Raw genomic sequence first — 11,811 nt, 5'->3', positions numbered from 1 at the left:
CTTGTTGTCACCACGTGACAACTTTTATATCATACCACCCTGCATTGGAGAAGTCAACACTTTTTTTCGACTTTCTCAAATATTTTTTCGGATAGTTGGTCTGTCATTTTCAGACGAACATTAATATATCACGCCACTTAGTCAGAGTCAAGCCCAAATGCTAAGAAATTTTCATAAGTGACAAAATCAAAAAAGACCAGGACAAAGTCCCAGTCTTTGATCTATTAGAAGCCACTTGCGCCGCCACCGCCACCGGAACCACCGGAGGAGCCACCACTGAAGCCACCACCGAAACCACCGGAGTTACTACCGGAGTAAGAGTGGTCTTGGCTATACGCGGAAGCCGAGCTCACGTTAGATGAGATGGATTGGCTGAGCACATGGGTGTAGAGGCCTGTATTATAGTACATTGGATAGTAGGTCATACCTTCTACCAATTCTGCTTGAGTGAATTGAACCTTGAGGGCATCCAAGACCTTATCCGCTATCCCAAAGGCAATGGCATAAACTAGGTATTCCTCCCATAAGGCCAAGGACGCAATATCCCGCATATTCATTTGCCCCACATCTTCTAGCATCTTGGCAAAGCCATGCCACTCTTGATAGAGTTGGTCTTCCTCTGCCGTCCGGAGTGGTCGGACAGAGACAGTAATCATAAAGATCACATTCAGGACGATTTCCAAGAGGGCTAGGCCCAGTGCAATCCAACCTACTTGTTGTAGGAAGGGATGATTGGTGGCCATAAAGCCTGCAAAGAGGGCTGCCCCACCTAAGATGACATTAAGGATAATGGCCCCAATAGCTTGGAAACGTAGGCTATTATTCTTGTCTCGTGCCGATTCCACTAATTGTGATCCGGCGATGCTAGCACGGCTTTGGAAGTTTTCGTAGGCTGCCAAGCGCTTCTTGGCAAAATGCCGGTTCTTCTTCATGCGTTTTTCCAAGTCTTCTAAGGTGACACTGGTTTCATCATCTGGGAAGAGGAAGGTCAAGACTGCCCGTTCGTGACCTTGAAGCGGATAGTCGGCTACCTCGTCTGTCAGCTTGGTGACACGCGCGGTCATGGAACTATTGCTGAAGATGCCGCGATTTTCGCGACGTTCTTCCTCTAGCTCCAAATACCCCTTACGGGCTAAGTCAGCAACCGTTGCTGAGAAGTCATCGGGATTAGGTTCCCCACTAGACCGGAAAACAGCGGAAGTGACCACTGCTGGCGCCGTATGTGAGGGCAAGTTGTAGTTGTGAATTGGCAATTGAACCGGATTAGGATTCAACTGGCGACGTAACTTAAAGTATTTACGCCAGAGGTGAAAGGGAAGCAAGGACATGAGAATCATAGCTCCCCACTGGACCGCGCTAGTGGTATACTTCTGGCTTTCATAGGCCTTGCGGTCTGCCTCAGCTTGGGCAGCTTCCTTAGATTCAATTTCTGCCTTCATATTCTGATTGACGACATTGGTGTTATGTGGCGTCAAGGACGTTGGGAAAATGGTATGCACTTCGACAAAGCGATTGGCTGGTGTTCCATTAGACTTAAGAATCACGACAGAGCGCCCATTTTCTTGGCCCAGTTCTACTGTCCCGCTTCCGGTCCCACCGTGGGCCCAGGCTTTGAAACTATCCTTATCGGTAATTTGGCCTGGTGGCAGAATGACCTTGGCAGTAACGTCGGTTTTGAAGTCAACACCTTCCCCAATTAGCTTACGATTGAATTCCGCTGTATCGGCATAGTTGGTCACGATGTGATTGAGGGTATACTCGGCCACAAAGGTTACCTTCTTATTGCTAACAGGGTAGTAAGCCTTGAAAGTTCTGATGTTACGGTTGGATTGGATGTGGAAGGTCTTAGGCTGCTTGGAGTCCAACTTATCCTCAGTGAACTCCTCTAGCTTGTTGCCATTTTCGACACCGATTTTGTAGGCACCTAATTCAAAGCCACCTGTATCCACCTTGAGGAGGGCACCATTCATGAAACTGGCGTCAAAGACCCATTTCTGGGTAAATTTAACATTCCCTTCAGCCGTAATCTCGGCAGTGACATCTTGATTGGTAATCTTATAAGATACTTCGGCAGCACGTATCTGACTAATAGGTCCCGCAAGCGCGAGCACTAGGGCCATTAATGCTAACCAAAAGAATGAGCGTCGCTTCATCTTATTTTCCTCCTTTATGGGCTTGTGACATTGGAATTAGGCTTGGTCACTACTTGGTGTTCCACTGCGTCGACCAAGACGGTACGGGTACTTGCTTCATCTTGACTATAGGTAATCTCCCAAACGGGCGTGTAGACATCAAAGTCCTGCAAATTAACCGTACGATAGTAACCTAGGCTAATTTGTTGGATGGTCGAGCCATCCGGAATGTAGGTATCGACCCGGGTCTCCAGAAGTTTGAGGGCATCCTTAACACTAATCAGAGCAATGGGTTGATCCAAGACCTTAAAATCACTCTGATAGGTCTGGGTGTATTCCCGCAATTGGAAATCCGCATTGAAACTCAGCCGCAGCTCAGAACTCCCGTCCAAGACAGGGTAGCCATCATAAGCCACCATGTAGAAGGTTAGGGTCCGAGATTCTGGACTGAAGGACCAAACCGTATATTCTGCCCCCCGAACAAAGTATTCAGGCCGATCCAAGAAATTACGGCGAATGTCTTCTACCTGCTCTTGGGTCAAGGTCTTGCTATCGCGATCAAGTCCGAGACCAAAATCCAGTGGCTGATCAAAGGTCGATTGTAAGACGCCATTATTATAACGGGCGGTCTGACCTTGAAGGGTGCCACGCTCCTTGTCGAGGACTTTGCTAGTTTCCGTCTTAACAACGGGCAGCTGATAGCTTTCATTTGATAGGGTCTGGTTGATTTTAATGTTACGGTTTTTGAGCTGGGTCTCAATGCTGACATTGGTGACCTGCCCACTATTGGTCTGTCTGACCTGCTGCTTGGTAATCAGGGTAAAGGCCAGATAGGCATCGAAGAAGATGAAGAAGATTAAGAGTAAAATCTGGGTTCGTTTAAAATCCATTATTCTTGGCCCCCTTCATCTAGGGTATTTACACCTTGTGGGCTGGTCCCCTCGCTACCTGCTACATCTGAACTTGAGGCATCCTGGTTATGTCGCAACTCACCGCGATTAAGGCGTTCCAAGGAGATATAGCGCCCCTTGTATTCGACATAGTACTTAGGAATAAAGGTCACCAACTGGAAATTCTCCATATTGGCCTGCCATTCATAGGCCACAAAAATCTGGTCTAAATCAGTCGTCACCATACCTTGTTCATGCAGCTGGGAAACCAAGCTACTTGCTGAATCTAGGTCGGTTGCTTTACTCTTGTCGTCAATATGCGAACGCAGGCTCAGGAAGGAGCCGGAAAAGCGTGTCACCTTGGGCGACAAATTAAATTGTAGGCCTAAGTAATAAGGCGAGGCATCCGACATGAGCGGATAGCCGTCTAGATAGCGCTGGTAATAGAGCGTGTTGGTACTATTATTGGTGGTCAAACGCAGGCCTTGGGTCCAGACTCCGTATTTCTTCATTTCGGCAAATGAATCCATGATAATCTGGTCGCGATGGACCGAACTGCGATTCTGAACCGCTTCGCTCCGTGCAGTGTAGACATGACTATCAGAGTTGACATCGAGTTCCAAGTCCAAGGTCTTGTATTTTTTCTCCCCACTCTCCCCACTATCCGTAATGGAGTAGTTGTCCGAACCGAAGAAGAGACCAATCAGATTGGCTTCTGATTCTTTCTTGAGGGTATAGACCTGACTTGGCAGACTAAAGGCTTCCGTCCGAATCAGGGCCTTGCCCTTGGCCAAAGGCACTTGGGACATGGCGGTCCAAGTACTCAAGTCTTGGATCAGGCTCTGATAGAGGCTAGCAAAGTCCCAGCCATTGAGAGGCACCCGCACATAGGTCTCATCCACCTGATTGACTAAGTAGAGAGCTTGAGGCTCCTCTTTCAAGAGCCAGATTTGGTCAGCTTCAAAATCGAGTGGCGGGCCGTCCTTAGACTTGAACCATTGTCCCCACAAGGAGACTGGCAAGCGGTCAGCAAAACGCAGAATCAAACGAGGACTGGTCGACATGTTGGCAAAAGTCGTTGAAGACTCTACCACATCAAAGTCGCCCCCTAGTTCACTCGGTGTCTGAGCTAAGGCTGCCGTCACCTGGTCCAGATGACTGGCACTAGCCTCCCAGTAACCGCCTGCTTCATAGGCATCTAGGGCTACGGGAGCTAGCACATCGGTTAACTTCATGCCGGCTACTTGCCGATTGAGACTATCCACTTGCTCATTACGAACGGTTTGTTGTGGCGTTTGCGAATTAGCACCATAGAGAAAATCAGGGTTGGTTAGAAGCAACCAAGAAAGGACCCCGCTGGTTAGGACAGCCAGAATTAAAGTAATAGGAATAAAGAGACGGCGAATCATCAATCATCCCACCCTTCATCGTCAAAGTCCATTTGCAGATAAGGGAGATCAAAGCCAAAGGTCGAACCCTTGCCTTCCACACTGGTCGCCCAGATTTTCCCACCATGCAGTTCAATGATTTCCTTGGAAATAGCCAGACCAAGCCCTGTCCCCCCCTGCTCACGTGACCGTGCCTTATCAACACGGTAGAAGCGTTGGAAGAGATGTGGGATATCCTTCTGCGGAATCCCTAGCCCCTGGTCCTTAATGGACAAGTGGACATGGGAATGGGAGTCTTCAATCTTCACGACGATGACACCCCCATCAGGAGAATACTTGATGGCGTTATTTAAGATATTATCAATCACTTGGGTCACGCGGTCCTGGTCAATTTCCAGGTAGATTTCCCGTGAGGTGAAATCCCGCTTAAGCTTGAATTTCTTCTGGTCAGGATTCTGTTCCAACATAAATTCAAAACGGTCCAGAATATGACTGACCATGCGTTTAAAGTCGATGTATTCTAGGTTGAGCTTATATTGACCTTCATGAATCTTGGATAGATCTAGCAGGTTACCAATCATCCGCATCATACGGTCGGTCTCCAGCTGAATAACATTGAGGAACTGCGGTGCAATGACCTCGTCCTGCCATGCCCCTTCGCGCAGGGCTTCGGTATAGGACTTAATGGAAGTCAAAGGCGTCCGCAATTCGTGGGAGACGTTGGACACAAAGTCCCGCCGTTCTTGCTCGGTCTTCTCTTGTTCGGTGACGTCTGTTAAGACACAGACAACCCCGGTAACGAAGCCGGTCTCACGACGAATAACGGAGAATTCCCCCTTGAGGATGGAATACTCCCCGTGGTCTACCCAATCCATAAGGATTTCTCGGTCATCACCTAGTAAGTCGGTCAAGGTATATTGATCCTTGAGCCGCAAGAGGCGAATAATGGAAATCCCGATGGCGGATTGTTGGTCGATACCCAAGAGTTGTAGAGCGCGCTCATTGACCAGTAGGACATTACCACGCCGGTCGGTCGCAATCACCCCGTCAGTCATATAACGGAGAATCCCGTCCAAACGTTGCCGTTCGGATTCAATCAATTCTTGGGAGTCCTTAACCTTGACCGATAATTCATTAAGGGTCTTGGCTAGTTCACCCAACTCGTCATTCCCAAAAATCTTGGCCGGGTAGTTATAAATCCCCTCCGAAATCCGCAGGGCTTGTTGGCGCATGTTTTCAATGGGCAAGGTTAAGCCTTGGGAGAGCACTAAGGCTAGGATAAAGCTCCCCACAATGGCAATGACAGCCGACTGGATGAAGACACTCATGACACTCTGGGTCTGTTCATAGACCCGGTTCATATTGGCCGTTACTCGGACCGCCCCTACCACCGTATTATTCGACTGACTCAAAATCGGCTTAATCGTGGTGTAGGTATGACGCTTGTTATTGACATCATACTCTGAAAACTTAGAAGAGCGTTGGCTAACCAACGCTTCCCTCACATTATTATCATTGGTCTTGGCCAGTGCTTCTGACTGGTCCAAGGCGTTATTTGACGCGATAATCCCATCCTTGGTATTGATGATTTGGATACGTGTCAAATTACTATTTGAGAAGGTATCAATGACCTGAGTCAGACGGGCGCGTTCATCCGTCTCACTCAAGCGTTCTTCTAAGATTGGCGTCACATTGTTAACCAAGAACTCTACCTGGGTATCAATCTGATCCTGGTAGTTTTTGAGCGTACGACTCTCGTATTGGTTAACGAAGTAGACCCCCACGAATTGGAAAGCAATCAGCAGAATAATAATGATTTGAATCGGAATTTTAAAATGGATCGATTGAAATAATCGTCTGATTCGCTTCATATACTAGAACTTCCTATTCTTGATCTGGATTCTTCAAGAGGTAGCCGACCCCACGACGAGTCACAATATAAGTCGGGTGGCTTGGAATATCTTCAATTTTCTCCCGCAGACGACGGATAGTCACGTCGACCGTCCGCACATCCCCGAAGTAATCATAGTCCCAAACAGTCTCAAGGAGATGTTCCCGGGTCATGACTTGGCCAATGTGGCGGGCTAGGTAGTGGAGTAATTCGAACTCCCGGTGAGTCAGTTCAATTTCTTCCCCGTGCTTGGAGATAATGTAGGCATCTTGGTGAATAACCAGATCTCCTACTACAATCTCGTTCTTGTTGACTTCTTGTGGCTCAGGTTCCTTGACTAGATTGCGACGCAAGTTAGCCTTAACGCGGGCAATGAGTTCACGGTTAGAGAATGGCTTGGTGACATAGTCATCTGCCCCTAACTCTAAACCTAAGACCTTGTCAATCTCTGAATCTTTGGCGGTTAACATGATAACTGGTACAGCGGATTGTTTGCGAATTTCACGACAAACTTCCAAACCGTCCATCTTTGGTAACATGAGGTCTAAAATCACTAAGTCTGGTTGACTCTTCTCGAATACCTCTAATGCTTGTTCACCATCATAAGCTTTTTCAATGGCATAGCCTTCGTTTTCTAAGTTAAAAGAAATAATATCAGAGATTGGCTTTTCATCATCTACGACTAGAATCTTTTTCATATGGTTCATCCTTTCTCATGACGTTCTAGGTTCAAATGGGTGAGCCTTCCCCTTAAGGTCTCACTCCTTTATTATAGCGGGTTTTGCGGGAATATTAAAGCCCTTACGCTCAAGTTTTCTACTTATGTCAAAGCTTGATGCGACTTGTAACCTAATAGACAAGTATTTGAAAAGAAACCTTAAACAAAAGGTGGGACCTCTCGTTTAAGGTTTCCAAATCAAAGGCAGGTAATCATTAGAAGATGATAACTGGCATGCCGACTTCAACTAATTGGTAAACTTCTGCCATGGTACCTGGTGGTGTGTTGATACAGCCTAAAGAACCATTAGACAGGTAGGCTTCGCCCCCGAAGGAAGCTTGCCAGTTGGCATCGTGAATCCCTTGGCCAGTGTCATCAAATGGAATCCAGTAATCAACCGGTTGTTGATATTCCTTCTGAGTATGTGGGTTGTAACCCTTGAGGGTTGAAGGAGACTCCTTATTCCAAGAAGCGTAGGCCCCGGGGATAGTGGTCGTCCCAGGGCGACCGGTTACGACTGGTGTTTCCAGTACCTTCTTACCATCCTTGTAAATAAACATCATTTGGTGGGCAATGTCGACTTCGACATAGCTTGGACCGATATCATTTTCCTTGTCGGCATAACCCGTCCCAACAACCGTTGGCTCACGCTTGATGGTACCACCCTTGTTAAGGTCTGCTACAATCTTCTCTGCCTCTGCCTCAGAGTCAATGGACCAACCTAGGGTCCCTGGTTGCACATCGACCACCCCAGATAAGGTTGAAGCAAATTTACGCGTTTTATTGATGGTCGCGTATTTGGTGTTGAGTTCCTTGACATAGTCTTGGACCTTGCTTTGGTCTACTACCAAGTTATTAGACTCATCGAATTGAATCCAGTCATTGATTTTATCTTTAGGAACGACTTCTTCCTTGCCTGAGATAGTCAAGGTAATTTTGGTATCCGCGACCTTGTTAATTTGATCCATGACTTGGGTAATCTTAGGATCATCACTCTTAATTTTTGGCTCTTGGTAGGCCGAATTGATTTCAACCGAGGTGTTACCTGATTGCACTTGAGAAACAATCAGTTCCTTAACCTTGGCTACATCTAATTGGTTACCGGATTTTTCAGGGGTGACATGGTAACCTTGTCCGTTAGAATACTCGATCTTAGCATCTTCAGCCGCTGTCCGGTTTTGGTTGTTCAAGCCAAAGCCATCCAGAGTCTTGCTTAGGTTCTCGTCGTTAAAGGCCACGTGATTGAGCAAGACATTCTTATATTCGGTGGTGTTGAAGAAACTACCTACCCAACCGGTTGGGTCTTGTGAATTATAAGCTGATTCCAAAGCCTTGTTGGCATCTACTTGGACACCTGCTTGTTCTAAGGTAAAGCGACCTACTTCCTTACCATTTTCCAGAATGGTCACTTCCTTCTGGTTAAGGTCCTTGCCAATCTTATCCTCCGCTTCTGCTAAGGTTAAGTTGGAAATATCCAAGGAGCCAAATTTAGTGTTGGCTTGGAATTTCTGGGCGTAGAAGCCTACACCGGCACTATAGCCCAAACCAGCTAACAGTAAAACTGTTGTCGAGCCAATGATTAATCCTTTTTTCATGATTTCTCGTCCTCACTTTTTCTCTTATTCAAATACAGATTTTAGCATCGAATTGTGAATTTTCTTTGACCCTTCCATTAATTATTCTATATGATTTTGTTTCTTTTGTAATATGAGGGTCTCAATGGCATGTGAAACGCCATCTTCTTCATTGGTTAAAGTCACAAAGTCAGCCTTGGCTTTGAGGTCGTCTGAGGCATTGCCCATGGCTACCGCACAGCCGGCAAAATCTAACATCTCAGCATCATTAGCCGCATCGCCTAGAGCCATGACTTGCTCAGGACGCAGACCTAAGTGACGGGCCAACTGGTCTAATCCACTAGCCTTAGAAACACCAACCGGCAGAAATTCTAGGATAACCTTCTGGCTCCGCACCATGGACAGAGCTTGCCAGTCGGTCGCCTCAATGGTCGGAATCCAAGCATCTAGCACTGCTTCCGGCGCCAGAATCATGGCCTTATTGAGTTGGCTATTGGCCAGGAAGTCTTCGTCGGAGATTGGCGTTACGTCTGTTTTAAGAAACTGGGCGTCGCGAGCTACCAAGGCATTAGGCGTTGGATCCCCTACTAGGTAGATATGGTCGCGGTCAAAGGCCACCAACTGAGCACCCTGGTCCTTGAGGGGCGCCACTAGTTCCAGCGCACGTTGCCGCGCCGCTTGGGTCAAGAAGCGTTGGAAGACCGATTGGAAAGGCGCCTGGGCCGACAAGGTTTGCGCCCCATTTTGCAGAATCATAAAGTCCGACTCACTTAAGAAAGGAAGCTCTGGAACATAGAAGTCCACCCCTGGTAGGGTCCGGCCGGTACAGATGACAATCTTAATGCCTGCCTCATGCGCCCGAGCCAGGCTAGCAATGTTGGTGGCACTAATGGTTTTTTGGTTGGTCAGCAGGGTGCCATCTAGGTCAATGGCGATTAAGCCAATGTCCTGAGCTAGTTCTTGGCCAGATTCCCTGCTGTCTTCTATTTGTTCGGCTGCCATTTGTTGAAACTCGTTAAGGGCAGGCGCCGCCGCTTGGCGTTTGGACTCGGCTTTTGCTGCCACTTGTTGGCACCAAGTCTTATCCCATTGGGTGGCTAAGAAGTCCTCTACCTCTATTTCCTTTTCCTTGCGGACCATGAGCAGACCATCGCCTAAAGGCAAGAGGCAGGCCCGTTGATCTTGATCGGTCAAGACGGCTTGGAAGAGTTCATTGAGCTTGCGATGAATCTTGCGCACCCGCTTAGGCCGTGTGTCTAAGGCATCCATGATGGTGCCCGCTTGCAGGACATCATCAATCAATAGGACGCCCCCCATCTTAAGCAGACGCATACAGTAAGGATAGAACTCCAGATACTTGGCCTTGGCGCTATCCATAAAAATCAGATCATAGTGATTAGCCGGTAAGGTAGGCAGAATATCAGCCGCATCCCCTTCTAGGACCGTCACCTTATCCGCCAGACCGGCCTGCTCAAAGTTGGACTTAGCGCGTTCAAACATGAGGGCGTAGCGGTCAATCGTGGTTAAGTGGCCGTCAGATGCTAGGTGTTGAGCCATAAGACTAGCCGAAAAGCCAATGGCGGTCCCGATTTCCAGGATTTGTTGCGGCTGGGTTGTAGCACAGAAAAAGTCCAAGAACTTGGCTGTTTCGTGAGGGACCACCGGAATCCCATTGGCATTAGCAAAGGCCTCCAACTGACCTACGACCCCTTCAAAAGGCAGTTGCCCCTCCCGCATCAAGTCGATTATTTTCTGCATGACCACTGGCCGGTGCATCATCTCATTCAACATAGTCCTGTCTCCTTCTCCTGACTTATTCACTGTCTATTATAATGGAAAAGACTTAAAAGCAAAAGACCCAGCCCTTCTCATCAAACTTTTAGGCCTGGATTTGGTGCGAGAAGGAAGCTTTTGGGGTATTTATATAAGAAGGAGGAAGTGCTATGTACCATCAAGAGGCAAGATTTTATCAGCTAGTCAAGCAAAGAGGCCACTTATCCCAGGAGGACGAAACAGACTACCTGCGTCTCCTAACTGGCTTAGAGGGCGAGGCGAGGCTTGCCCAAGTGATTCAAGACCTGGGGCTGTCTACTTTTTATCTGACTGATTTGTGGATCCCCCTGGGAAAGGGCACGCAAATCGACGGGCTTTTGCTGGTGCCCCAGGGGCTCTATCTAGTGGAAATCAAGCATTATGGCGGGCATTTCCTCTATCAGGGATTTGCTTCCAGACTCAACGGGCGCCCTTATCAGCACGACTTACTGGGGCAAGTAGCCCGAGCCCAGAGCTTGCTCCAGCAATTTCTTAGGAGCCAGCAATTAGACTGCCAGCTAGTGTCCAAGTTGATTTTCAGCCAGGACCATTTGCAGGTCGAGGGGTTAGCTGCGGGTCAATACATGCTGTGGCCGCAGGCACTGACTTGGCTTCAGGGGCTGGCCGATCAGATGGTAGGTCAGCCTTGCAGTCGGCGCCAGCAGCTACTCTTGGATTTACTGGGGCCACTCCAACATGCCAGCCCCTACCGGCCGCGCCAACTGACTTCCATCGAGCGCCAAACTCTGCTAAGCGGTATTGGCTGCCCCCGTTGTTTGCGGCTGGGCATGACTTGTAGTCGTTATAAGGTCTCCTGCCCACATTGTGGGTTTAGGGAAGATAAGGCAGCCGCCTGTTTGCGAAGCGCCTGTGAGTGGGCTTTGTTAAATCATGACCTGCCACTGAGCCGCTCGGCAATTTCCAACTATGTGGGGACCAAGCAATTGGACCGCACCCTACAACGCCAACTAGCTCAACACTTCCACCCACTCCATAAAGGCCACCACGCCTGCTACCAAAATGATTACGCCACCGTTTATCAGTGCCTGTCTCAGTATGATGGAGTCTGAAGTTGGGGAGCCACGTCGCGTTGAAGGTCCAACGCGACATGGCGGGGCCCCAATACGACGTGACGCGCTCGTTTTGGGGGTTTTGGAATCTTGGAACTCGAGCCACGTCGCGTTGGAGGCCTAACGCGACATGGCGGGCTCCCAATGCGACATGGCGGGCTCGTTTTGCTCCCTTTTTGGGTGTTTTGGTGCCTTTGGGGTGGAGCCACGTCGTGTTGGAGGCCCAACGCGACATAGCGTGGACCCAATGCGACGTGGCGGGCTCTTTTGCTCCCTTTTTGAGTGATTTGGTGCCTTTGGGCTCATGCCACGTCGTGTTGGAGGCCCAACGCGTCA

At 48.5% G+C, this 11,811-nt stretch carries 8 protein-coding genes; 1 reads left to right on the top strand and 7 read right to left on the bottom strand.

The genetic code is table 11. From position 1 onward, the window contains the following. Positions 1-224: 224 nt before the first annotated feature. The 7 genes from HMPREF3093_RS09425 to HMPREF3093_RS10005 all read right to left on the bottom strand — a co-directional run bounded on the left by HMPREF3093_RS09425 (position 225) and on the right by HMPREF3093_RS10005 (position 10,384). Positions 225-2,153 carry a DUF2207 domain-containing protein gene (locus tag HMPREF3093_RS09425; protein ID WP_070756851.1) on the bottom strand — a complete coding sequence of 643 codons (1,929 nt, stop codon included), beginning with the start codon at positions 2,151-2,153 and terminating at the stop codon, positions 225-227. Positions 2,154-2,167: 14 nt separating this feature from the next. Then, on the bottom strand, positions 2,168-3,022 hold the full coding sequence (gene yycI / locus HMPREF3093_RS09420) for a two-component system regulatory protein YycI (RefSeq protein WP_070756849.1): 855 nt from the start codon (positions 3,020-3,022) through the stop codon (positions 2,168-2,170). Continuing rightward, positions 3,022-4,431: a two-component system activity regulator YycH gene (yycH, locus tag HMPREF3093_RS09415; RefSeq protein ID WP_070756847.1), complete on the bottom strand. Its 1,410-nt coding sequence runs from the start codon at positions 4,429-4,431 to the stop codon at positions 3,022-3,024. Before yycH ends, yycI begins: the two co-directional genes overlap by 1 nt. After that, complete coding sequence (gene walK / locus HMPREF3093_RS09410; protein ID WP_070756845.1) at positions 4,431-6,281, bottom strand: cell wall metabolism sensor histidine kinase WalK; 1,851 nt, start codon at positions 6,279-6,281, stop codon at positions 4,431-4,433. The genes yycH and walK overlap by 1 nt, the downstream gene beginning before the upstream one ends. Positions 6,282-6,294: 13 nt before the next feature. Beyond that, on the bottom strand, positions 6,295-6,999 hold the full coding sequence (gene yycF, locus HMPREF3093_RS09405; RefSeq protein ID WP_070756843.1) for a response regulator YycF: 705 nt from the start codon (positions 6,997-6,999) through the stop codon (positions 6,295-6,297). A gap of 235 nt (positions 7,000-7,234) precedes the next feature. Beyond that, positions 7,235-8,614, bottom strand: coding sequence for a L,D-transpeptidase family protein (locus HMPREF3093_RS09400; RefSeq protein ID WP_070756841.1), 1,380 nt, complete (start codon positions 8,612-8,614; stop codon positions 7,235-7,237). An 81-nt stretch (positions 8,615-8,695) separates the two neighbouring features. Then, complete coding sequence (locus HMPREF3093_RS10005) at positions 8,696-10,384, bottom strand: Cof-type HAD-IIB family hydrolase (protein ID WP_070756839.1); 1,689 nt, start codon at positions 10,382-10,384, stop codon at positions 8,696-8,698. Positions 10,385-10,536: 152 nt separating this feature from the next. On the opposite strand from HMPREF3093_RS10005, the gene HMPREF3093_RS09390 reads away from it, so the two are divergent. After that, positions 10,537-11,475, top strand: coding sequence for a nuclease-related domain-containing protein (locus HMPREF3093_RS09390; protein ID WP_070756837.1), 939 nt, complete (start codon positions 10,537-10,539; stop codon positions 11,473-11,475). The last annotated feature ends 336 nt before the right edge of the window (positions 11,476-11,811 follow it).

It is taken from the genome of Abiotrophia sp. HMSC24B09 (genome assembly GCF_001815865.1).
Lineage (GTDB): Bacteria > Bacillota > Bacilli > Lactobacillales > Aerococcaceae > Abiotrophia.
This window is presented reverse-complemented; position numbering and strand designations above follow the sequence as displayed.

Coding starts and splice junctions, on each gene's coding strand:
- HMPREF3093_RS09425 (WP_070756851.1), bottom strand. CDS start 2,153: ATGAAGCGACGCTCATTCTTTTGGTTAGCATTAATGGCCCTAGTGCTC.
- yycI (WP_070756849.1), bottom strand. CDS start 3,022: ATGGATTTTAAACGAACCCAGATTTTACTCTTAATCTTCTTCATCTTC.
- yycH (WP_070756847.1), bottom strand. CDS start 4,431: ATGATTCGCCGTCTCTTTATTCCTATTACTTTAATTCTGGCTGTCCTA.
- walK (WP_070756845.1), bottom strand. CDS start 6,281: ATGAAGCGAATCAGACGATTATTTCAATCGATCCATTTTAAAATTCCG.
- yycF (WP_070756843.1), bottom strand. CDS start 6,999: ATGAAAAAGATTCTAGTCGTAGATGATGAAAAGCCAATCTCTGATATT.
- HMPREF3093_RS09400 (WP_070756841.1), bottom strand. CDS start 8,614: ATGAAAAAAGGATTAATCATTGGCTCGACAACAGTTTTACTGTTAGCT.
- HMPREF3093_RS10005 (WP_070756839.1), bottom strand. CDS start 10,384: ATGTTGAATGAGATGATGCACCGGCCAGTGGTCATGCAGAAAATAATC.
- HMPREF3093_RS09390 (WP_070756837.1), top strand. CDS start 10,537: ATGTACCATCAAGAGGCAAGATTTTATCAGCTAGTCAAGCAAAGAGGC.